Below are 22,903 nucleotides of genomic sequence, written 5' to 3'. Positions count from 1 at the left end.
CCGCCCCCCCCCCCCCTCCCCCCCCCCCCCCCCTTCTGGGGGGGGGGGGTCCCCCCCCCCCCGCCCGGGGGGGGCCCCCCCCCACCGCGCACATTCCTCGGGGCGGGTCTAGCAAGGTCGACGTCGCGGAACGAATCCCGTCGATTCGTACTGCCAATCACCAGCGGAAAGCCCCCTGGTGGCTACCGGTGCGCGGAGACCTCCGACGGTGCGTCCGAAGTCCCGGCGGCCCCGGAGGATTTCCCGCGGTTGAGGTCCGCAATGGCGATCAGCCTCGTCATGGAGATCATGGCGATGAAGAGAAGCGCTGCGACAAAGATCGAGATCGCGTACGGGCTGCCCGTGTACTGCAGCAGCACGGCGGCGACCATCGGGGTCAAGCCCGAACCCAGGCTGGTGGCAATCTGGTACCCAAGGGACATTCCGGTGAAACGGACCTCGGCCGGGAACGAATCCGCAAACAGTGCGGCCTGGGCACCGTAGACCAGGGAATAGCAGCAACCAAAACCCACAATGTAGCTCACGGCAATGAGCCATGGATTGTGCGTGCTCACGGCCCAGAAGAGGTGGAACACGGCAGCTATGACCAGGGCCGAGCCAATGACCATCATCTTCTTGCGGCTCACGATGTCGGAGAGGTGGCCCGCGAGCAGGATCATCGGAATCTGGACGATGAAGGTCGCCAAGGTGATCGTGAGCATGATGGTGGGGTCGATGCCCGCTTCCTTCGTGCTGAAGTTCACCAAGTAGACGATGACCAGGATGGAGAAAGCGCCGAAGCCCAGGTGCGAGAGAGCCACCAGGACGACCGATTTCAAGTGCTTCCTGAGCACCTCGAGAAGCGGGACCTTGACCTCATGGCCTTCCTTCTTGACGACCTTGAACTCGGGCGACTCGGAAATGCGCAGGCGGATGAACAGTCCGACGGCGACAAGCACCGAGCTGAAGAGGAAGGGGATCCTCCATCCCCATGCCAGCATGTCCTCGTCCGGCAGGAGGGTGACCAGCAGGAAGGCCGCGTTGCCAAGAATCGATCCGGCGGCGGGACCCAGCTGGGGAATGGCCGCATAGAATCCGCGGCGGTTCGGTGGTGCGAACTCGAAGGCCATGAGGATGGCGCCGCCCCACTCGCCGCCAAAGGCGATCCCCTGCGCGAGCCTGAGCACGACCAGGATGATGGCCGCCCAGATTCCAATCGTTTCGAACGTGGGCAGCAGGCCGATCAGCGTGGTGACCCCACCCATGATGAGCAGGGTGATCACCAGAATGGATTTGCGGCCGATCCGGTCCCCGTAATGCCCGAAAATCACGGCGCCCAGCGGGCGCGAAAAATAGCCCACGGCAAGTGTGGCGAAGGTGGCCAAGGTTGCGATGAATGGATTGGTGTCGGGAAAGAAAAGCTGTGGGAACACGAGCGCCGCGGCGAGCCCGTAAATCGAGAAGTCGTAGTACTCGATGGTGTTGCCCGCGAGGCTGGCGGCCGCGACCTTGCGGGCAGCGCCTTTCGGGCGTTGGTTTTGCGAGTTGGCAACGGACACGTAGATCTCCTGAAATGTGAGGGGCGTCATAGGCGAATGCCCCGAGCGTAATGCCGGATCCGGCGGCCGGCACAACGAAAATCCTCAATTAACCCCTGCGGATATACAGAATAGATATGCCTTTTCCCGGAAATTACTAGACACGTGTCTAATTACTGTGGCAGGCTGTCCCCGTTATTACTGTGAGGCACGACACTTCGCTCCACCCGCGGAACGGCCTCGAGAAGATTGGGAGCACCACATGGATTTGGACGGCAAGATCGCAGTTGTCACCGGCGCAGCATCGGGCATGGGCCTGGCCGCCGCCAAGGCGTTGATCGGGGCGGGCGCAACCGTCTATGGGATCGATCTTCGACAAGAGGCCCTCGATCGCGAATTCACGACCCTGGACCGCGCCCACGGCTTCGTGGCGGATATTTCAGACTCCCGGGCCGTCAACCAGGTCTTCGCGCAGGTGGATATCGACCACGGCAAGCTGGACATCCTGGTCAACGCCGCCGGTGTCTCCACGCCGAACAGGGAAAAGCAGGCATGGGTGGATGGAATCAACACCAAAATGGTCGAGTCCTTCAAGTCCGGCGAGCCCTACAACCCGGAGTTCCTCGGCGGTATCACCGACGAAGACTTCGACCGAGTCGTGGCGATCAACCTCAACGGCACCTTCTACACCATTCGCGCCGCCGTCCCGCTGCTCAAGAAGGCTGGCCGCGGCTCGATCATCAACTTTGCCTCGGTCGCCGGGCTCATCGGCCTGCCCATGCCCGCCTACTACCCGGCATCCAAGGCCGCGGTCGTGGGCCTGACCAAGGCGGTCGCCGCGGAGCTCGCACCCTTCGACATCCGGGTCAATGCCTTGGCACCTGCAGGCATCAACACCCCGATGTTCACCGCCTCCGGCGAGGACCACGTCCAGGCCCTGCTGGCCCTGCAGCCGCTCAAGCGGGTTGCCGAACCGGAAGAGATCGGCCGCACGGTCCTGTTCCTGGCCTCCGACGACGCCGGCCACTACACCGGCCAAACCATGTCGCCCTCCGGCGGCGCCCTCATGCTCTGACCCCACCGCCCCCAGCACCCTGAACGGAGAACTCCCCCATGCAGCACATCGCACTCCCCGAGACCACCATCACCGATACCCCAGGCCTTGAACGCCGCTTCCTCGAGGTCCTGGACGAGACCATCCGGGCGGACATCGACCGCGGCGACTACCACGGCGCCAATGTCATCGTGGCGCGCCACGGCGAGATCGCCATGCGCGGCAGCTACGGCATGGCCGAGGTCGCAACCGATCGCCCCACCCGGTCCGATGACGTGTACCGCATCCTTTCCATGTCCAAGGGCTTCACCAACGTCCTGATCTACCGGGCCCTCAGCGAGGGCAAGCTCATGCTCTCCACGCGCGTGGTCGACCTGATCCCGGAGTTCTTCGGCACCGAACCGTTCCGCGCGGCCCGCAAGGACCGGATCAACCTCGCACACCTGCTCACCCACCGCGCCGGCATGCCCGCCACTCCCAACCCGGGGGTCGGCCCGGAGGGTTTCGCCGTGCTCGCAGACGTCATTTCGGCGCTCTGCGGTGTGGACGTGATCAATGAGCCCGGCACCAACCTCAACTACTCCGCGGCCATCAACCACGCGCTCATGGGTGAAATGGCCCGCCGCGCGTACGGGGCAGACTCCTTCAGGGAGCTCATGCAGGAGAAGGTGTTCGGACCGATCGGAATGATCAACACCCGCTTCGGCATGCCCGCCGACTGGCGGGAGCGGGCCGTACCGCTGAAGGTCATCGAAGCCAACGACTCGTGGCTCAAGCCCGAGGACATCGAGTGCCTCAACGATGTCATCGACCGCCCCGACGCCGAGATGCCCTGGGTGGGCGCGGTCTCCACGATCGAGGACGTCTTCGCGTTCACCGAGGTGCTGCGCAACAGGGGCCGCACCTCGAACGGGGAGCAGCTCTTCGGGGAGTCGGTGCTCGACTTTGCCACGTCCAACCAGACCGGCGATCAGATCAACGACCTCTACGGCATGGTCGCCGCAGCTCGCAGCTGGGACCTCCCGCCGGGGAACATGGGCCTGGGCATGGCATTGGCCGGAAGCGGCACGCACGCCCGGTTCTTCGGCCCGTTTGTCTCCCCGCGCGCCTTCGGCTCCTACGGCGCCGGATCCTCGCTGCTGTGGGTCGACCCGGTCTCCGGCCTGTCCTTCTGTTTCCTCTCCTCCGGGGTGATGGACGAGGGCGACAACGTCGCACGCTTCCAAAAACTGTCCACCATCGCCGCCTCCGCGGTCACCAGCAAGTAAGGAACCGGCCATGACCGTCCTCCAGGACAATGCCCGGCCCATGGGCCGCTGCCCCGTCGCCCACGGCTTCGATGCCATGGGCGACGACTACTACCACGACCCCGCCCGCCACCTGGCGGAAGTTCGCGACGCCACCCCGGTGTTCTGGTACCCGTACCTCAACGCCTGGATCGTCACCAAGCGCGAGGATTGCCTGACCGTCCTCTCCGACTGGCAGACCTATTCCTCGGCGGCCAACTCCGCCGCGGACGTCCCGGCGAAGCATCGGGACATCTACCCGCCGGAACTCGTGGCGAAGATGATCGTGGGCCAGGACCCGCCGGGCCACACCGACGCCCGCTCCGTGGCCCAGCGCGGCTTCATCAAGGAACGCATGGACCGGCTCCAGCCGGAAATCGAGGCCCGGGCACACCGGATCATCGACAGGTTCGAGACCAAGGGGTCGGCGAACCTGCTCGAGGAATACTCGCTGGAACTGACCACCCAGACCATCATGGCCTTGTTGGGGCTCGGCTATGAGCATGAGGCCATGCTGCGGCAGTTGCGCGACGACCTCTTCGCGGTGCTGTCCTCCGCCCACGAGCCGCTGCCCGAACCGAGGCGTTCCGAGGTGTGGGACCGCTTTGTCGCGGCCAACCTGGTATTGCGCGACATCGTCGATTCACGGCGCGATTCGGACGCCGACGACATCATCTCGGTGATGGCCTCGGCGAGGAACGACGACGGGTCCTGGGCACTTCCGACCCCGCAGATCGCCTTGCACGTTTCCGAGTTCGCGGCGGCCGGCACCGACACCACCGCCCAGGCCATGACCAACGCGGTCATCTTCCTCGCTGAAAACCCCGAGGCGCTGCAGGATGCGATCGACGAGCCCGAATTGTGGTCACGGGTCTTCGAGGAAACCGTCCGCCGACGCCCGTCCTCGACCTTCACCTCCCGCCGCGCCACCCGCGACATCGAACTCTCCGGGATCAAGATCGCGGCCGGGGACATGATCTGGATCGCCTTGGCCTCCGCCAACACCGACCCCGAGCATGTGGATCGTCCCTTCGAATTCGACATCCACCGTCCCAACCCCACCGACCACCTGGCCTTCACCGCCGGTCGGCACACCTGCCTGGGCAATCCGCTGGCCCGGGTCCAGGGAACCACCGGCCTGCGGGTGCTTTTCGAGCGCCTGCCCTCGCTTCGGCCCGACGAGACCGACGCGCCGGACTTCCTGAAAATGGCGCTGCTGCCGGTGCGTCGTTCCCTGAACGTGCACTGGGACGTGGCCGATGTCGAACGCTCCCGCGAACGCACGATCCGCACGGTGAACCTGCAGGTCCTTCAACGGACCGAGGTTTCTGACTGCGTTGCCGCATTGACCCTGGGACATCCGGATGGGGGCCAGCTCCCGCATTGGAAGGCCGGGGCCCACGTCGATGTCCACATCCCCAACGGAGAGCTCGAGCCCTACGTGCGGCAGTACTCGTTGTCCTCGGACTCCGAGGAGCGAACCACCTACCGGATTGGCGTGCTCAAGGAAGTTGCCGGACGAGGCGGCTCCGCTGCCGTGCACGAGACGCTCGTCCCCGGCTCCCGCGTCACCGTGTCCTGGCCGCGCAACAACTTCCGCCTTTCCCCCGCAGGGAAGTACCTGTTCATCGCCGGAGGCATCGGCATTACGCCGATCCTCGCCATGATCAGGGAGGCCGAGCGCGCGGGCGCCGACTGGGAACTGACCTACGGCGGCCGCACCCGCACGTCGATGGCTTTCCTCGACGAACTGGCCGCCTACGGCGAGAAAGTCGCCATTGTTCCCCAAGACGAGTTCGGGCACGTGGACTTGCCCGGGCTGCTTGCCGAGGCGCGGGCGGACACCCTGGTCTACGCATGTGGTCCCGAGCCGCTGCTCCGGGCAGCAGCGGAGCACGCGGCGCACTGGCCCAAGGATTCATTGCGTCTGGAGCGGTTCGCGCCCAAGTCCGTGGAGCGAACCGCTCCAGATGCCCCGTTCGAGGTCGAGTTCGCCGAGTCCGGCACGGTCGTTGAGGTCGGCGCGGACGAGACAATCCTGGATGCAGCCCAGAAGGCAGGGCTGCCGGTGATTTCCTCGTGCAAGACCGGAACCTGCGGCACGTGTGAGACCCCGGTCCTCTCGGGGCGTGCCGACCACCGGGACTCGATCCTTTCGGCCTCGGAACAGGAAGCCAACGAAACCATGATGATCTGCGTATCCCGCGCTGCCGGGAACTGTCCGCGGCTGGTGCTCGGCCGCTGACAGCGGCTCGACGCAATTCACCGCGTCCGTCCACGCATCTCGCGCGGAATCGTCGGCCTGCAACGCGTCGGCCCCCGGAGGGCCGGAAGGGCGGCGTCCTCCGGGTGCGGAAGGTCTAGTGCAGAGCGGGGAAGATCCAGGGGTGCTGCCAATGCACGTCTGGACCTTCCCCGCTCCAGACATGCATGGGCGGTGTTTCCCCTTGCTGGATCCGACGTGCCGACGTGCAAGACTGCGAGGACAAAAAGTCGGTTGGTGCCTTTCTGCACACCTCGTGGGCACGGTGGAAAGTTCCTTCCAGCAGCCGGCCAATCGGCCTAGCTGCATGCAAATATCACTCCCGCCCCTCGAATGTCGCATGAGCCGTGCCGCCCGTTCCATTCAGTGGCCGTCTTGCCGAGCGACACCTCATGGAAACCTTCCAAGTTATCGCCAAATATCAACGCCCCCATACGCGAAGGCTATATCCCCTGACGCCCAACTATGTCGCCGCTATGTCAAACCGGTCCCGGCCGATACTAGCGTGGTGACCAGGACCACAGCCGCATGGCTCCTTGCTTGAAGGCATTCGCCGCCTGGACCGCCAGGACATCCGGGCCACAGTCAACATCCCGCAAGGTCGCAACCGAGGGCCGGTCGACTTGTCCTGAACCCAAGACCTGCCCCGTGCAGGCCCCGAGCACTGGACAACAACACCATGTCGTACCCACCACGATCGGCACGACCATCCCCCAGACGGCATTGCGATGGCCAATCTCCACCCCCCCGACTATGAAGGACTACCGACAATGACGACGAACACCGTGTCCGCTCAGGCGATCTCACCGACGCAACTCCGGGAGGATTTCGAGCGACTGCACGGTCGCTGGGACGAACGGCTGCAGGCGTTGTTGGAATTGAACCCGCGCATGTTCGAGATACATGCCGGCCTCGTTGGCGTCTCCAATCGCCAAGGGGTCCTGTCCGAGAAGATCGGCCATCTGGTTCACCTTGCTGTTGCCGCGGCGGCCACACACCTCTACGGGCCCGGGACCGAGGGCCACATCCGCGGAGCACTGCGTGCCGGCGCTACCGAGCAGGAAATCGCGGAGGTCCTGCAACTGACCGGGACGTTGGGTATCCACGCGCACAACGTAGGTGGGCCGATCCTGGAGAAGGTCCTCAGGGAGACGGGCAACCTGCCCCAGACCCCTGAGCCCTTGACCGAGCACCAGCACCGACTCAAGGCCTCTTTCGAAGCGCGCAGGGGCTTCTGGCATGAAGATTTCGAACAACTCCTGCGCCTGGATCCGGACCTCTTCGAGGCGTACTGCGAGTATTCCGGTCTCCCCTGGACCGAAGGGGAGCTGGAACCCAAGGTCAGGGAATTCATCTACATTGCCTTCGACGTCGCCGCCACCCATCTGCACCGGCCCGGCATTGAGCAGCACTTCCGCAATGCACTGCGCCACGGAGCCACCGCGCAAGAGCTGCTGGCCGTCCTGCAGATTGCTTCCACCCTCGGCACCCACGGGGTGCTTGAGGGTGCACTGACAATGGCCCGCGTGCGTGCGCATGAATCCGAAACCGCCGAACAGGAGTAAACAGCATGACCGCTACAACCACTAACACAAACCATTCAACGATTTCCGAGGAACGCCGGCTGAGGAAACTTGGCGAACTATTCGATGTTCGGGGTTTGGGGATCGTCGTCACCGGGGGCGGTAGCGGGCTGGGCCTACGCATGGGCACCGCCTTGGCCGAAGCCGGCGCCCACGTGACGCTGCTCGATATTGTCGGGGATCGGCTTTTGGAAGCCCAGGCAGATCTCGCCGGACGAGACGTGCTGGTTGACGTTGCCACGGTGGACACCACCGACTTCGAAGAGCTCGACGCGCTCTTCGAGCGGCTCGAGCATGGCGAGCACGGACTTCACGCTGTATTCGCCAACGCGGGGATCAGTGCAGGGATCGGTCCGCGCCTGAAGTCCGGGCGGATCACCGACCTGGATCGCGAGCGCTGGCAGCAGGTCCTCGACGTGAACCTCACCGGGGCCGTCAACGCGATGTCGGCGGCGGCACGTCACCTGAATTCGGGAACCGGACGCATCGTCGTCACCTCCTCCGTTGGTGGTATTCGGGCAGATCCGATGGTCGGCTACGCCTATGCCGCGACGAAGGCAGGGGTGGTCGGATTGGTCCGCAACGCCGCGCTCGAGCTTGCCCATCGAGGGATCACCGTCAATGCGATCGCGCCCGGCCTTTTTGAGACCGGGATTCGCAAGGCAAACCCCGTTGCCCAGGCGATGAGCTCGGATTTCATGAAGGTCTCAGCAATGAAACGAGCCGGAGAACTCTCTGAACTCGAGGGCCTGGCCGTTTACCTGGCCTCCCCGGCATCCAGCTATGTCACTGGTGCGGTGCTCAACATCGACGGTGGCGGCCAGCATGTCGGACCCAACGAGGTGGAACTCTAGGCCCTCCTTCACCGTTGCCCGGACGGCTCCGCAAACGATTTTCATAGCCCGGGCATTCCCCGGTGCCTTGCCGTTGCAATGCTGCCCGCCGGGGTCTGCAGCGCAGCGGGATGGCACCGCATTACTGGAAGCTGATGGAAGCCCCCATTTAGCCGGCGCCGTGCGCCGGCTTTTCGTGGTGGCCTGAGTTGGGCCTGAAACTGCAGGCAAGATCCGGCGGGCGGGCCTGGTCGCCCCGGTCGGCATGCGCAGAATGTTCTGGTCCGCGCGCCTTCCGGCCTACCTGCTATACGAGAACCATATACCCGCATAATCCCCAGATCTTGACACGTGTCTAGTAATGTCCGAACAATGGTGACTTGCATCACGCTCGCAAAGATTGGCGGATGTCCGATGGGGGCGCCTGCGCCCGTTCGGCAGGTGTTCCACCCTCCCAAGGAGATCGCATGAGTACTAATCGGTTATCGGCCGCAGCCACCCCACAGGGGTCAGCTTCGCCATCCCCGTTCGGCAGACGTTCGGCAGCGGACACCATCGACTCGGGGGAACCAGCCGGCAGGACCCTCGGGTGGCGCAAGGGCGGCCTGATGATGGCGGTGACCTTCTCGCTGCTACAAATGCTCAATGAGGTCGGGACCCTCATGGCCATTCCGCTCTACGGGTCAATGGCAGCCGGCCTGGGCCTGGAGCCCCAGCAGGTATCTTGGGCACTGCTGGCCACCACACTTTGCGGGGCTTCAACCATCGCGTTGCTGGCAAAGGCCGGTGACGTCTTCGGCCATCGCCGCCTGATGATCTGGTGCGTCCTGGGGATCACCTTGGGCTATATCGTCTCCGCGATCGCCCCGAACTTCACGGTGCTGTTGATCGGTCGCTTCCTCACGGGCGTCATGGCCGGGCAGGCCCTTTGCCTGGGAATCATGCGCGATCGCCTCAGCTCCGTGGATCGCAAGAAGGCCGTAGCCGTCATTGCGGCAGGCCAGGCAGTGGGAGTATTCATTGGTTTTGCGTTCGGTGGCCTGTTTGTTGCGCTCGGGCTTAGCTGGCGAATTGCGTTCATTTTCGGCGCCCTTCTGACAGTGCTCTCCTTGGTTGCATTCCTCCGTTGGGGCGACGACTCGGACGCACTCCTGCGCCACAAGGGTTCCTCGAGGTCCTTGGACGTCGTGGGCGTCTTGCTCATGGGCCTTGGTCTCACGGCCTTGTGCGTTGGAATCAGCCAGTCGATGGTGTGGGGGCCCACCTCAATGCTGACCATCGTCGCCGTCGGACTGGGCGTCGTCCTGCTTGTCGCATCCCTGGTCTGGGAGTCCCGTTCGGCCCATCCCCTGGTCGATGTCAAGGAAATGTTCTCGGCGCGACTCCTGCCCGCCTATACGGTGTTCCTCACCATGGGCATCACCGGAATGCTCATGTTCAACCTCGTCATGACCTGGGCCATGTTGCCGGCACCTCTCCTCGGTTACGGCTTCGGGTTCAACCCGCTCTTCTCCAGCCTGCTTTTCATCCCCATGATCATCGCCGGCATCGTTGCCGCACGCTATGTCTCCCGGGCCCTGGTCCGCATACCGGCGCGCAACGTGATCCTGGGTGCGGCGTTTGCCTTGGCCGCCGACTTCGTGTTCCTGCGATTCACGCACGAGCATGTAATCGCGGTACTCGTGGCGATATTCGTCTTCGGTTTCGCCTACACTTCGCTCCTCACCACCGCGGTCTCCGTCATTGCGCTCGAAGCACGCGAAGCACAGGCGGCAGGAACTGCATCGGTATACGTAGCCATCGCACTCGCGGCTTCGTCGATCGGCGCGGCGATCTTCTCGGCCATCATGGGTTGGGGCTCCGACCCGATCACCATGGCACCGCGGCCGGAGGTTTTTGAGGTCGGATTCACCGTGGCGGCCTTCGCGACGATTTTCGCCATCATCTCGGGCCTCACGCTATCGAAGCAGGTGCGGCTCTCCCGTATCCAAGCCCACTAATCCAGCTCCGTCCTGAGGGCCGGGTCACTCGCCGAACAAATTTGCCCATTGCCGGGCCAATGAGGCGAGGACCCGGTCCTCTCGTTCGTTGTGGCCTCGGATGTACAGAAAGTAGAAGTTTCGTTCCAAACTCGTCATGAGGGTCGCCATGTGCACCTCCCGGTCTTGCCGCTCATCCTCGGTCTGGCAACCGTTGTACAACGTGGTCTGGACCGAGGCGATCCGCCTGAGCAAGCCCAGCCATTCGTCAAGTACGTTCGGCTCAGCAGCCATGGCACGGTTGATTGCCTCGAACTCCGCGGCGTACTGAACCCACATGAGACGGGCTTGTTCGAGCCACTGCCTCATCGAATCGGGCGTGTGGTCCGGCATCTGGTTGAGGATCGCGTACAAATCGGCAACCTCTGCTTCAATCTCCTGCATCCTGCTCATGATGATCTGCGGCTTGCTATTGAAGTAGAGGTAAAGGTTGGCCCTGCTCCCGCCAGCAGCCGAAGCTATCTGCGCCATTGACGTCTGCTCATAGCCCTTGTCCTTGAACAGCCGTAATGCCTCATCTACAAAACGCTGTCGAGTGGCGGCGCTCTTGGAGGTGCGGTCAGTCACCGGCGGCTCTGGAGTGTGCGAAATCAAGGTGCGCTCATGTTCCGTTCGTGGGAGGACTTGCCGACTGTTTGCTTGGAATCCTTGGCGGAAAAATCCTTGCGGGACTGGTGCCGCATATCAACATTGTCTCAAACTCGACCGCGGGATGTGCCCACGCACGGTCTGGCGACCGTGGATCTGAGGACAAGTTGAATGCTGAATCCGGGGCCATACCCGGGTCGTATACCTGCTCTCCACGGCTTGAATTTGATCCCGCAGAAAGACCAAACCGCGCTGTTAGGGTCGTCACATGCCAAATCAAATGCCGCTGAAAAAGCTTTCACGTCGACGTTTATTGCAGTCCGGACTGGTGGCCGGGGCAGCGACGGCCATAGGCGCCGCACCGGTCCAGGCCTCCGTGCGTGGCGCCCGAGGATCCACGTCCGATACCGAGGTGATCCTCCTGGGTGTTGGCGGTGGCCCTACCTTCATGCCAGGGGCCGAGTGCGAGGGCATTGCAAGCGCCCTGAGGGTCGGTGACCGATACTATCTGGTGGACGCGGGCCACGGCGTCCTGCAACGACTGCGGCAGGCTCGGCTGGGAAGCTGGCAAGTGCCGGGCGGCGGACCGCTCGACGCGCTCCGCGCTGTATTCATAACCCACCTGCATTCGGACCACATCGTGGATCTCAATAGTCTCTTCACTTCGGGGATCTTCAATGGCCTTCAAATGGTCGATCGTCCAGTTGAATTGATTGGTCCCGGTAACCGTGGAATGCTGCCACCGGTATTCGGTGGCGGGGCTCGCGGACCGGTGGTGGCCCCGGAGAACCCGACCCCGGGAACCACCGAAACCTGGGAACTGATCAAGCGCGCATTTGCCACCGATTTCAATGACCGTATCGCCGACAACCATGCGAAAAGCCCCGATCAACTCGTCAAGGCGCGCGATATCGAGCTGCCCTCGCATTTGATGGCCGATCCCAATGGAAACAACGTTCCAGACATGGAACCGGTGCAGGTATACGAGGACGACCGGGTCCGCGTCACCTGCATCCTCGTCCAACATGCACCGGTGTTTCCCGCATTCGCCTACCGATTCGAGACGGAAGCCGGGAGCGTGGTCTTTTCCGGCGATACGTCGCGCACGCCGAACCTGGTCAAGCTCGCCCAGGGTGCCGACGTGCTGGTGCACGAGGCCATTTCCCGCGAATGGCTTGACGGGGAAATGCCGGAGCCGCGTTCGCCACAAGTCCAAGCCGGCTACCAGCACATGCTCGGGGCCCACACGGCAGCGGATGAAGTCGGCAAGGTGGCGGAGGAAGCCGGCGTCCGCCGACTGGTACTGAATCACCTCGTGCCGATGGATTGGCCTGTGCAACGTTGGCGTCAGACGGTGAAGCGGGACTTCTCGGGCAATCTGACCGTTGGCCAGGATCTCCTGCGGATTCCGCTGTCCTAACTGGCAATGTCCAAGGGAGGGATACGAGCGGATTCCAGCAAATGCCCGACTCTCACCATCGGCACCTGCATCCATCTAGTCGGCTGCGGGCGTGGCGTCTCCGGCGGTGCCGGCCCCCTCTCCTTCGTCGGCCCAGGGCACCGGCTTGGCCGGGAGGGCGTCGATGGCAGGTCCCTGGATGACGCTGCCGTCGGTGGCGAAGCGGGATCCGTGGCAGGGGCAGTCCCAGGTGGTGTCGGCCGAGTTGAATTCCACGGTGCAGCCCAGGTGCGTGCATATGGCCGAAACGGCATGGAGCTGCCCTTCGGCGTCCTTGTAAACGGCGGTGCTCTCGCCCTTGGCCTCGAACACCTCCCCCTGACCGGGCGCCAATTCCGCGCGGTCGCGATGGCGGGCCAATTTGCTGGTCAGATCGGTCGCGATGACCTTGAGGTTCTCCCCGATGAGCCGCTTCGCGCTGGCCACCGGGGTGACGCGGTTACTGTTGAAAACCTCCGCCCACGGGTTCTCCCGGCCAGTGATGGTGTCGGCAAGAATCAGGCCCGCGGCCGTCCCGTTGGTCAGGCCCCATTTGCGCAGGCCGGTGATCACGTACACGTGCTTGGCGGTGGGAGACATGAGACCCACGTAGGGCAGGCCGTCAAGCGGAATGCCGTCCTGCGTCGACCACCGGTAGGCTATCTCCCCGGTACCCAGGGCCTCGCGGGCGAAGGCGGCCAGCCTGCGGTAGCGCTCGGCCGTGTCGCCGGATTCGGAGACGCGGTGCCCCTCCCCGCCGGCGAGCACGTAATTCCTGCCGTCCACGGCGACGGTCAGGATGGAGCGCATGGGTTCGTCGACGCTGATGAACGTTGCGTCCAGCGGCGCATCCTCCACCTGCGCGGCGACGAGGTAGGAGCGGTGCGCGAGGCAGCGGGCGTCGAACAGCCCCTGGTCGCCGAAGGGCACGTTCGTGGCGACGACGACGTCGCGCGCCCGGACGATGCCCCCATCGAGGCTGACGATGCAGGGCGACCCCTCCTGGATGTCCGTCGCACGTGTCCCCTCGAAGACGAAGCTGCCATCCCCGTTGAGCGCCCGGGCGAGCCCTTGGAGATACTTCACGGCATGCACCTGCGCCTGCCCGTCGAACCTGACCGCACCCTTGACGGGGAAGGGCAACGGCACATCGGTCGTGAACGTGGCGGGAAGGCCAAGCTCCATGGCAAATTCGGCCTCCGCACGCACGCGTGCAAGGGCGTCGTCGGATTCGGCGTAGGTGTAGTTGGCCACCGTGCGGAAGTCGCAGTCGATGCCTTCGGCGGCCACCACGTCGGCGATATGGCGGATGGCTGCCTCGTTGGCCTGCCCATAGACCCGGGCGGTGTCCGCATCGTGGCTGTCGCGCAAGTCGGTGTAGGCGAGCCGATGCAGGGAGGTGACCTTGCCGGTGGTGTGGCCGGTGACGCCGGTGCCCACTTTGGAGGTCTCGATGACCGCCATGCTCCGGCCGGCGCGCTTGAGCGCCAACGCTGTGGTCAATCCGGCGATACCGCCGCCGATCACCGCAACGTCCACCTCCACGTCGCCGCGCGGGCCGGGATAGTCGGTGGTTCCGCCGGTGGCAACCCAAAGTGATATTGGTTCGCCTTCGAGCCGTTCACTGTTCAATGCGCTACTCATTGCCTTACCTCCAGATGGCCCAGTATTCGGAATGCCGGCATTGTCCGGCTGGATCAAGTTCCAATGCCCAATGCGGTCAGCAACACCAGGACGACTGTGGCCAGCGCAAACAGGCCGTGCCCGTAGATGATCGCGAGCGGGAATCGCGATTCCGGGGTACCTTCGGTCCTGCCGTTCTTCCAGCGCAGGAACATCATCTCCCCCAGGACTGCAACGAGGACCAGCAGGCCGAGCGCGGTCCAGGCCAGGAGGACCTCCTTGTTGACGATGTAGATGATCCACACCACCAAGCCGGCAACCGCGAGGAAGAGGTGGCCGAAGATCAGCGGCGGCACGAGTCGCGTCGGGAAGGAGGCATCTCCCCGGGCAGCACGCAGACCGCCGTTGCGCAGCCATAGGCCGAACATCGTGAGACCCATGACTGCGGTGACGAGCCAGCAGAGCAGAGCGGCGATGGCCATGGAACCAATCCTTCCCTCAGGGGGTTGGAGCATCGGTCCGCGTCGGCAAGACTTCGACCGATCGCGACTATGTCTTGATCATCGCTTTTCACCGGGGGTTTATCAATGGTCTGCGCGCGCAGGGAAATACTGTCCCGGTCGAACCGGTGGATCGCCCGGACGCGTCCTCGGAAGAAACGGCCACCATCCGTTCTGTCAGGAGCTCCGAAATGAAGGCTTTTCCCTGTTCGTTGAACCGACCAATGGACACTGGAGACGGCGCACCTGCGCACGCTGTTTGCCCGAGGGCCTAGTCCTGACCGTCGCCGTCCGTCTGCCGGTGGCGCGGAGCGACTGCCGATGAGTGAACAAGGAAGCTCCCCGTGTGGGATCCGATTTTGCTTGGATCTCCGCACGGGGAGCCTGTGTTGCTGGGCGATGTGGCGGGATTAGTGACCCGTCACGTCCTTTGCAGCATCCTTGAGGTGTTCGCCGGCCTGCTTGGTCTTCGCAGCAGCCTGCTCTCCAGCCCCCTCGGCCTGCAGTTTCTCGTCGTCGGTGGCCTTGCCGGTCTCTTCCTTGATCTTTCCGGCGGCTTCTTCTGCTTTGTTGCCAATCTTGTCATCGAGACCCATGGGGCCCTCCTTCGATAGATGAAAACAGGAACATTCCCCAACTTAGGATTCTTTTCTTGGTGTTTGCTGGGAATCCATGCCGAGTCCGGCCATGAGGCTCTGTCGTGGACAACGAACCCACGGTTCACACGGCGGCAGGGGCAGCCGGAGCCCTTGGTTGGAGCATGGCGGATCGTTCAAACAGGTAGGCGTTGAGCGAGGCGCAGCCAGTTTGAGCAGGTACCGGATCCATGGGAATCCTCGATTTAACCCGCCATTCATGGCGTGCAAAGGTGGACAGGCTAGCCTTCAGATGCGAACTTTGAAGCCAATGAAAGGGAAAAACCGTGCATGAGCTGGATCTGATCCGCGCAGCAACCGAAGACGTCTCCTCCGCCCGGATACTCCTTCAGGAGCGTACCGATGCGCTGGACGCCATCATCCAAACAGCCTTGGACCATGGGATCTCCATGGACCAGGTGACCGAGGCGAGCGCTTCACCGCAACCCGGAAATGCGCCCACCGTGGATTCGCGGCAGCACCAGCTCGTGGCCTGAGCGAGTTTCTTCAAGTTTCCATTTCCAGCAGCCCGTCACCGGTGCGACGCTCCACGTCGCTTCCACTCGTCAGCGGACCCGTCGCCGGTCGCTATGCACGCTGCTGGTCCACCGGCGGGTGCTCGGCCACGCAGAACAGGTTGCCTTCAGGATCGGCGAGGGTGGTCCACCGGACGTGGGGCACTTCGTCGAGCACGTCCCACTGGTGCGTGGCTCCGAGCCCGATCAGACGCTGGACCTCGGCCGCCCGCGAACCCCACGGGACGGTGAGGTCCCAGTGGGCCACCTGGTTCTCGGCCCGCGGCGTGGTTCCCGGTTGGAAGAACATCCCGAATCCGCCCGGACCGTTGGGCGGCAGGTAGACGCTGTCCCCTCCGGCCGAGGGTTCGGCTCCGGTGACCGCTGCCCAGAACGCGGCCAGGGCGGTGGGATCCTCGGCCTCCAGGTTGATGGCGCCAAGGGTGATCGGGTGGTTTGTCATGCGTGCAAGACTACGCCGCGGCGCTCAGCGTTTGGATCACCCGTGGACGAGTGTGCGCATCGGCGACCAGGACCATGTCGGCCCGATAACCCGCTTCCAGGACTCCCCGGTCGTGCAGTCCCGCCGCAACCGCGGGATTCACGGTGACCATGGCGATGGCCGCCGGAAGCGTTGCGTGGCCCAACCGGGCAAGTTCGAAAGCAGCGGAAAGCAGGCTCGAGGGCAGATAGTCCGAGGCCAGGATATCCAGCACTCCGGCCCGTGCCAGCTCCAGGGCCGAGACGTTCCCCGAATGGGATCTCCCGAGCAACACGTTCGGCGCCCCGGCAACCGTGGAAATCCCTCTAATCGATGCGTGCAGGGCCGCCTCCAGGGTGGTGGGGAACTCGGCTATGGATGCGTTGCGTTCGATGAGCTCGTCGATCTCCTGGGGAGTCACGGGGTCGTGGCCCATGAGCCTGATGGCCTTGGCAGCGGCCAATTCGCCAAGCCAGGCCAGGGTCTCGGCCCTTAAGGGCAGTTCCTCGTCGCGTTCGGAAATCAGCCGATCCACGTGGTCGGCCGCCGACTTGGCATCCATGTGCTGGGCCTCGCGTAGCCAGCGTTCCATCACCGTTCGGTCGCGATACTGCCCTTGCCCCGGGGTGTGGTCCTCGTAGGAGACCAGCGGGATGTGGCCCGTGCCGAGCCGTTCGCGGAACATCTGAACGCCGCCGCGGCAACGCACATCGAGGCGATGCAACACCCGGTGGTCCATCCGCGGATCCCGGTACTGGTTCACCGCATCGTGCACATCCGGCGCCCGGGGCGAACCAATGGGAATCCCGACGGCCGACTTGAGCTGGAAGGCCACGGCGTGGAAGGCGGTGGTGACGCCCGCCGCCAGCAGGTTGCCCTCGGCCGCCTGCATCGCCAAGTCGATGGGAAGAAAAGCACCCGGGCGGGGACGGTATTCCCTGGCCAGGGCGTCGCTGTGCAGGTCCACCAGGCCCGGCAGGCAGAGCATGCCGCGGCCATCGATGTCGGCGCGGAAGCCGGCCGGATGCGCACGCACTTCCTCGATTTTCCCGTCCACCACACTGATGAGCCGGTCCTCCAGGATCCGGTCCCCGGCGAGCGCCCGGACGTGCCCCAGGGTGTAGGTGTCTACCACTTTCCCACCTCGGTGACCACGTCAAAGACGTCCGGGCGTAGGTAGCTTTCCACGTATTCAAGCTTCTGCCCGGATTCTCCGCAGGACACGAGTCCGCGCAGCAGGATCTGCGGCGGGCGTCCGCGCAGCCCCAACACCTCGGCGACCTCGGGCGGCGGCGAAGCGAGCCGGCTTTGGCTCCATTGCCGCACCGGTGTGTAGCCGTAGACCCGGCGCAGCACGGCATCCAGCGAATCGTCGGAGGCCATTGCCGCCGCAAGGCGCGGCACCCTGGCCGCGGGCAACACCGATGTTGCCGTGCTCACGGGCGCCCCGTCGATGAAGCGCACACGCTCCAGCACCGCCACCTGGGCGCTGGCCGCCAGACCGAGGATTTCCCGTTCGGTCGCATTGGCCGGCCGCGTCATGGGCTTGCCGTTCTCGGTGCGTGGTTCCGCGCCGGCTGCCCGCACGGTGCGCGTGAAGGACGGGGCAATGTCCGGGCCGATCCGGTACTCATAGCGCCGGGTGCGGAAGGTCCCGCTGCCCTTGACCCGCCGGATCAGCCAACGACGCTCCAGCTCCTCCAGCGCGGCCCTGATGGTCTGGCGATTGACACCAAACTGGGCCCCCAGAACATGCTCGGAAGGCAGCGGACGCTGCGGCGGAACATCCGCATACTGATCCAAGATCTGTTGGGACAACTTGAGATAGGTGGCTTCTGCTTGCATATCCAGATCCTAGCCCAAAATCCGTGAAATTCCTTATGAAACAGGGGAACAAACGTTAGGTGAACATTCAACAAACGACCCCAATCTGTCTAGACAAATTGCTTTGCCAGCGACCAAGCTGGGTACGAACGCGCCACCGAAGCCCGACTTCGAGGCCCGGCCCAAACCCCACACCGCAGAACAGGTTTCCCCATGAAACGCAAAGCACTCGCCATGACCGCCGCACTGGCAGCAGCCACCCTGCTCACCGCATGTGCCCCGGCCGAACCCGAAATCAACGCCGCCGGATTCCCCGCCGAAATTGTCATTGGCGCCATCCCCAACGAAAACTCCGCCGACCTTACCGGCACCTACGATCCACTGATCAAGATGCTCGAGAAGGAAACCGGCTCCACGGTGAAGCTGCAGCAGGCCAGCGACTACGCGGGCATCGTCGAGGGCATGATCGCCGACCGCGTGGACATCGCCTTCCTCGGCCCGTTCTCCTACGTCATCGCGACCACCAACCAGGCCGACATCAAGCCGCTCGGCGCGCTGGCCGGGGAAAAGGGGGAACCCTCGGGTTACCACGCACTGGGCATCACCCAGGCCGGGAACACCGGGGTCACTGACATCAAGGACTTCGCAGGCAAGGACACCTGCTTCGTCGATCCGGGTTCCACCTCCGGGTTCCTCTACCCCTCGGCCGGACTCATCCAGGCGGGGGTTGCCGCAAGCGGCAAGGAAGCTGACATCAGCGCCGCGCTGAAGCCCATCTACGCCGGCGGCCACGACGCCTCGGCCCTCTCGGTGAAGAACGGCGACTGCGAAGTCGGCTTCGCCATGCAGTCAATGGTCGAGGAAACGCTGCCGGGCAAGGGCGAACTGGCCGAAGGGGACCTGAAATCGGTCTGGACCTCGGAGAAGATCCCGGGCTCGGTCTTCGCCGTCCGCAACTCCCTGGGCGATGAAACCACCAACAAGCTCACCGCGCTGTTCACCGAAAAGGCCAATGCCGACTACTTCGAATCCCAGGGCTACTGCCAGGACGAGGACTGCCTGATCACCGGCGAACACGCCTGGGGCGTCGTGCCGGCCACCGACACCGACTACGACGGCATCCGCACCGTCTGCGCCGCCACCAAGTCCGAAAAGTGCGAATCATGAGCCTGATGCAAGGGACCCACGTCGAACCGGGGCATGAGATGGCACCCGAATCCGAAATCGCCATCGACGCGTCCGGGCTGCGCAAGAGCTTCGGGGCCACCCACGCGCTCAAGGGCGTCGACCTGCAGGTGGCCAAGGGCGAAATGACAGTCCTGCTGGGCCTCTCCGGATCCGGCAAGTCCACCCTGCTGCGCTGCCTCAATGGGCTGCACCCGCTGACCGGCGGCGAGGCCACGGTACTGGGCGAACCCGTGCACAAGACCAAGTCACGCCGGCTCCGTGCATTGCGCTCGCGCGTGGGCTTCATCTTCCAGCACTTCAACCTGGTCGGGCGGCTGTCCTGCCTGGAAAACGTGCTGATCGGGGCGGCGGGGCGGATCCGCGGACCGCGCTACGGCCTGCTCAGCTACACGAAGGCCCAGCGGCGCGAGGCCCTGGGCCACCTCGAACGCGTGGGCCTGGGCGAACTGGCCTTCCAACGCGCCGATTCACTCTCCGGGGGCCAGCAGCAACGCGTGGCCATCGCCCGGGCCCTGATGCAGAAGCCCGAAATCATCCTGGCCGACGAACCGGTCGCCTCCCTGGACCCGCAGAACGCGGCAAACGTCATGGACCTGCTCTTCCAGGTCTGCCTGGAAAACCGGATCACCGTGGTGTGCACGCTGCACCAGGTGGACCTGGCCCTGGACTGGGCCCACCGCATCGTGGGCCTGCGCAACGGCGAAAAGGTCCTGGACGAGGCCACCTCCACGCTGACCAAGGAACGCGTGCTTGATGTCTACCGGCAGCTGGATCCGGGCGCGGGTGCCACCACCCCATGATGCCCACCGAGACCCGCCCCGCGGCCCCCGCGAAGCCGAACGACGCCCCGGCACCCGGCCGGCCGGCGACGTTGCTGCCCCCGGTCACCCGCGAAAAACTGACCCTCTGGCTCCTGCTCGCAGCCTTGGTCCCGCTGACCCTGGCCGGTGCCGGCCACATCGAGTTCGACCTGCGCGCCCTGGGCGGCGGCTTCAGCGACGTGGCGAACCTGCTCGCACGCATGCTCCCGCCGGAGCTCAGCGATCCCCCGCGGATCGGCGAGCTGCTGCTCGAAACCCTCATGATGGCGCTGCTGGGCACCGTGCTGGCCACCGTCATTTCGATCCCGCTGGCCTTCCTGGCCGCGGCGAACACCACCCCGCACCCGCTGGTCCACCGTGCCGCGCGCATGGTGATCACAATGTGCCGCGCCATCCCCGACCTGGTTTTCGCGGTCTTGTTCGTCCGCGCCTTGGGCATCGGCGTGCTGCCGGGCATCCTGGCCCTGGGGCTGCACTCGGTGGGCATGATGGCCAAGCTCTTCGCGGACGCGATCGAGGCCTCCGAGGCCGGACCCCGCGAGGCAGTGCGCGCCACCGGTGCCGGACGCCTGGGCGAACTCGTCATGGGCGTATTGCCCCAGGTGGTCCCGGCCTGGCTCGGCACCTTCATCTACCGCATCGACATCAACCTGCGCACCTCCGTGGTGCTGGGCTTCGTCGGTGCCGGCGGCATCGGCTTCGCCCTGCAGGATTCCCTGCGCGGGCTGATGTACGAGAGCGCCATGGGGATCGTGTTGGTCATCCTGCTGGTCATCGCCGCCATGGAGCTGGCCTCCATCGGGCTGCGCCGCACCCTGCTGAACCCGTCCAGCTCCGGACCAGCCCCCCGGGTCATTGATCCGGGCTCGGCCGTCAGGCCTCCGTGGACCGGTGACCGGCTGACCCGCAGCCTCGCGGGTCTCGCCTTGTTCGCCGCAATCATCTATTCCTTCATCCACCTGCGCATCAACCCGCTGACGCCGCTGACGAGCTTCGGCGAACTCGCCGCGGTCTTCGGCCGCCTGCTGCCGCCCTCGATCGAGGGCGTGGAGAAGCTGCTGCTGACCGCGGTGGTGGAAACCCTCGCGATCGGGTTGGTGGCCACCGTCATCGGTGCCGTGCTTGCGGTGCCGGTGGGCATCCTTGCCGCCTCCAATATCTCGCCGTCGCGTCCCGTGTATGCCGCGGCCCGCGCCGTGGTGCTGGTGGTGCGGGCCATCCCGGAGCTGATCCTGGCCGTCATCTTCGTCGCGGCGATCGGCCTGGGACCCATGGCGGGCGCCATGGCCCTGGCCGTGGGAACCATTGGCTTCCTGGGCAAGCTGGTCGCCGACTCCATCGAGGAAATCCCGGTGGGTCCCCTCGAGGCGGTGCGCGCGGTCGGCGGGAGCTGGTGGGACCAGTTGCTGAATGCGGTGATCCCCCAGGCCCTGCCGCAACTGGTGGGCCACGCCATGTACATGCTGGACGTGAACATCCGCACCTCCACGGTGCTGGGCATCGTGGGCGCCGGCGGCATCGGGTTCCTGCTGATGGAATCGGTGCGCACGCTGAACTTCAACGTGGCCGGAACCATCATCCTGATCATCTTCGCCATTGTCTTCATCATCGAAAGGCTGTCCGCATGGATACGCAAACACGTCGCCTGACCCTGGGCGCGCAACTCTGGACCGGAGGGCGGGACTTCGAGGCCCGCACCCTCGAGCTGCCGGAGCTCGCCGCAGGCGAGGCGGTGGCCAGGATCGACCTGGCCACCGTCTGCGGATCCGACATCCACACGGTCTCCGGGCGCCGGCCCGGCTCCTTCCCCTCGATCCTTGGCCACGAGGCGGTCGGCACGATCCTCGCCACCGGTCCGGGCGGCGTCCAGGATTTCCAGGGCAACGAACTGAACGCGGGCGACCGGGTCATCTGGAGCGTGACGGTTTCCTGCGGGCACTGCGACCGGTGTACCGCCGGGCGCACCGCCAAATGCCGCTCCCTGCTCAAGACCGGCCACGAACCGCTCGACGGACCGTGGGGGATTTCCGGCGGATACGCCTCGCACATCCTGCTGCCGCGCGGCATCACCCTTGTCTCGGTGCCCGATTCCGTCACCGATGCGGCGGCCGCACCCGCGGCCTGCGCCACCGCCACCGTGATGGCGGTGCTCGAGGCCGCCGGCGAATTGCGCGACAAGCGCGTCTTGGTCAGCGGCGCGGGGATGCTGGGCATCGTCGCCTGCGCCGTGGCACGGCAGCGCGGGGCAGCCGCGGTGGAGGTCAGGGACCTGAACCGCGAACGCCTGGCTCTTGCCCGCGCATTCGGCGCCACCGCCACCCGGCGCGCGGACGAGGAAAGCGCAGCCGGCGTCCATGACGTGGCCGTGGAACTATCCGGGGCCCAACCCGCGGTCCTGGCCGCCTTCGATGCGCTGGACGTCGGTGGCCGGCTGGTGCTGGCGGGCTCGGTCTCCCCCGGGCCCGCCGTCGCCCTTGACCCCGAACGGCTGGTCCGCTCGCTGCTGTCCATCACCGGCGTGCACAACTACGAACCGCGGCACCTGCAGCAGGCCATGGATTTCCTCGCCGAGACCCGGGACGTCCACGACTGGGGCTCGCTGGTGGCGCCGCCGGCCCCGGCCACGGAACTCGGCTCGCTCATGGCTCCTCCCTCCGGCGGCATCCTGCGCAACTCGGTGACCTTCCTCTAGCTCCGGCCACGGCCGTTCCGCCC

At 65.0% G+C, this 22,903-nt stretch carries 20 protein-coding genes; 12 read left to right on the top strand and 8 right to left on the bottom strand.

Annotated features, from left to right (window positions below; translation table 11 throughout):
* Window positions 1–182: 182 nt before the first annotated feature.
* Window positions 183–1,538 carry an MFS transporter gene (locus tag ACIPUB_RS06280; protein ID WP_407606596.1) on the bottom strand — a complete coding sequence of 452 codons (1,356 nt, stop codon included), beginning with the start codon at window positions 1,536–1,538 and terminating at the stop codon, window positions 183–185.
* A gap of 241 nt (window positions 1,539–1,779) precedes the next feature.
* Between ACIPUB_RS06280 and ACIPUB_RS06275 the strand changes: the two genes are divergently transcribed.
* From ACIPUB_RS06275 to ACIPUB_RS06250, 6 genes are all read left to right on the top strand, one after another.
* Complete coding sequence (locus ACIPUB_RS06275) at window positions 1,780–2,592, top strand: SDR family NAD(P)-dependent oxidoreductase (protein ID WP_310290833.1); 813 nt, start codon at window positions 1,780–1,782, stop codon at window positions 2,590–2,592.
* 38 nt (window positions 2,593–2,630) lie between these two features.
* Entirely contained in the window at window positions 2,631–3,839 is a 1,209-nt protein-coding gene (locus ACIPUB_RS06270) for a serine hydrolase domain-containing protein (RefSeq protein ID WP_407606595.1), read from the top strand.
* 10 nt (window positions 3,840–3,849) lie between these two features.
* Complete coding sequence (locus ACIPUB_RS06265; RefSeq protein WP_407606594.1) at window positions 3,850–6,102, top strand: cytochrome P450; 2,253 nt, start codon at window positions 3,850–3,852, stop codon at window positions 6,100–6,102.
* 788 nt (window positions 6,103–6,890) lie between these two features.
* Complete coding sequence (locus ACIPUB_RS06260) at window positions 6,891–7,685, top strand: carboxymuconolactone decarboxylase family protein (RefSeq protein WP_407606593.1); 795 nt, start codon at window positions 6,891–6,893, stop codon at window positions 7,683–7,685.
* A 5-nt stretch (window positions 7,686–7,690) separates the two neighbouring features.
* The gene (locus tag ACIPUB_RS06255; protein WP_407606592.1) at window positions 7,691–8,557 is read left to right on the top strand and encodes an SDR family NAD(P)-dependent oxidoreductase; all 867 of its coding nucleotides are present in this window, start codon (window positions 7,691–7,693) and stop codon (window positions 8,555–8,557) included.
* A gap of 446 nt (window positions 8,558–9,003) precedes the next feature.
* Window positions 9,004–10,536, top strand: coding sequence for an MFS transporter (locus tag ACIPUB_RS06250; protein ID WP_407606591.1), 1,533 nt, complete (start codon window positions 9,004–9,006; stop codon window positions 10,534–10,536).
* A gap of 24 nt (window positions 10,537–10,560) precedes the next feature.
* Here the strand turns inward: ACIPUB_RS06250 and ACIPUB_RS06245 are convergent, their stop codons facing one another.
* A complete protein-coding gene (locus ACIPUB_RS06245; RefSeq protein WP_407606590.1) occupies window positions 10,561–11,169 on the bottom strand; it encodes a TetR/AcrR family transcriptional regulator in 609 nt (202 codons plus the stop codon).
* A 274-nt stretch (window positions 11,170–11,443) separates the two neighbouring features.
* Here ACIPUB_RS06245 and ACIPUB_RS06240 point away from each other — a divergent pair, with 274 nt between their 5' ends.
* Complete coding sequence (locus ACIPUB_RS06240) at window positions 11,444–12,583, top strand: MBL fold metallo-hydrolase (RefSeq protein ID WP_407606589.1); 1,140 nt, start codon at window positions 11,444–11,446, stop codon at window positions 12,581–12,583.
* Between the two features lie 75 nt (window positions 12,584–12,658).
* Here the strand turns inward: ACIPUB_RS06240 and ACIPUB_RS06235 are convergent, their stop codons facing one another.
* From ACIPUB_RS06235 to ACIPUB_RS06225, 3 genes are all read right to left on the bottom strand, one after another.
* On the bottom strand, window positions 12,659–14,245 hold the full coding sequence (locus tag ACIPUB_RS06235; RefSeq protein ID WP_407606588.1) for an FAD-dependent oxidoreductase: 1,587 nt from the start codon (window positions 14,243–14,245) through the stop codon (window positions 12,659–12,661).
* A 53-nt stretch (window positions 14,246–14,298) separates the two neighbouring features.
* The gene (locus ACIPUB_RS06230; RefSeq protein ID WP_407606587.1) at window positions 14,299–14,706 is read right to left on the bottom strand and encodes a hypothetical protein; all 408 of its coding nucleotides are present in this window, start codon (window positions 14,704–14,706) and stop codon (window positions 14,299–14,301) included.
* Between the two features lie 428 nt (window positions 14,707–15,134).
* Window positions 15,135–15,320, bottom strand: coding sequence for a CsbD family protein (locus ACIPUB_RS06225; protein WP_264268719.1), 186 nt, complete (start codon window positions 15,318–15,320; stop codon window positions 15,135–15,137).
* A 326-nt stretch (window positions 15,321–15,646) separates the two neighbouring features.
* On the opposite strand from ACIPUB_RS06225, the gene ACIPUB_RS06220 reads away from it, so the two are divergent.
* Complete coding sequence (locus ACIPUB_RS06220) at window positions 15,647–15,856, top strand: hypothetical protein (protein ID WP_407606586.1); 210 nt, start codon at window positions 15,647–15,649, stop codon at window positions 15,854–15,856.
* Between the two features lie 91 nt (window positions 15,857–15,947).
* Here ACIPUB_RS06220 and ACIPUB_RS06215 read toward each other — a convergent pair whose 3' ends face one another.
* From ACIPUB_RS06215 to ACIPUB_RS06205, 3 genes are read right to left on the bottom strand one after another with little or no spacing between them, the layout of a single operon-like run.
* Window positions 15,948–16,337, bottom strand: a complete 390-nt coding sequence (locus tag ACIPUB_RS06215) for a VOC family protein (RefSeq protein ID WP_407606585.1) — start codon at window positions 16,335–16,337, stop codon at window positions 15,948–15,950.
* A 10-nt stretch (window positions 16,338–16,347) separates the two neighbouring features.
* Window positions 16,348–17,490, bottom strand: a complete 1,143-nt coding sequence (locus ACIPUB_RS06210; protein ID WP_407606584.1) for an alpha-D-ribose 1-methylphosphonate 5-triphosphate diphosphatase — start codon at window positions 17,488–17,490, stop codon at window positions 16,348–16,350.
* Window positions 17,484–18,200, bottom strand: coding sequence for a GntR family transcriptional regulator (locus ACIPUB_RS06205; protein WP_407606583.1), 717 nt, complete (start codon window positions 18,198–18,200; stop codon window positions 17,484–17,486). Before ACIPUB_RS06205 ends, ACIPUB_RS06210 begins: the two co-directional genes overlap by 7 nt.
* 192 nt (window positions 18,201–18,392) lie before the next feature.
* Here ACIPUB_RS06205 and ACIPUB_RS06200 point away from each other — a divergent pair, with 192 nt between their 5' ends.
* From ACIPUB_RS06200 to ACIPUB_RS06185, 4 genes are read left to right on the top strand one after another with little or no spacing between them, the layout of a single operon-like run.
* On the top strand, window positions 18,393–19,346 hold the full coding sequence (locus ACIPUB_RS06200; RefSeq protein ID WP_407606582.1) for a phosphate/phosphite/phosphonate ABC transporter substrate-binding protein: 954 nt from the start codon (window positions 18,393–18,395) through the stop codon (window positions 19,344–19,346).
* Window positions 19,343–20,167 (top strand): phosphonate ABC transporter ATP-binding protein, encoded by an 825-nt coding sequence (phnC, locus tag ACIPUB_RS06195; protein ID WP_407606581.1) that lies wholly within the window; start codon window positions 19,343–19,345, stop codon window positions 20,165–20,167. Before ACIPUB_RS06200 ends, phnC begins: the two co-directional genes overlap by 4 nt.
* Complete coding sequence (gene phnE / locus ACIPUB_RS06190; RefSeq protein ID WP_407606580.1) at window positions 20,167–21,837, top strand: phosphonate ABC transporter, permease protein PhnE; 1,671 nt, start codon at window positions 20,167–20,169, stop codon at window positions 21,835–21,837. Before phnC ends, phnE begins: the two co-directional genes overlap by 1 nt.
* Entirely contained in the window at window positions 21,813–22,880 is a 1,068-nt protein-coding gene (locus ACIPUB_RS06185) for a zinc-binding dehydrogenase (RefSeq protein WP_407606579.1), read from the top strand. The genes phnE and ACIPUB_RS06185 overlap by 25 nt, the downstream gene beginning before the upstream one ends.
* Window positions 22,881–22,903: the final 23 nt, after the last annotated feature.

This window comes from Paeniglutamicibacter sp. ORCA_105 (assembly GCF_045798545.1).
GTDB lineage: Bacteria > Actinomycetota > Actinomycetes > Actinomycetales > Micrococcaceae > Paeniglutamicibacter > Paeniglutamicibacter sulfureus.
This window is presented reverse-complemented; position numbering and strand designations above follow the sequence as displayed.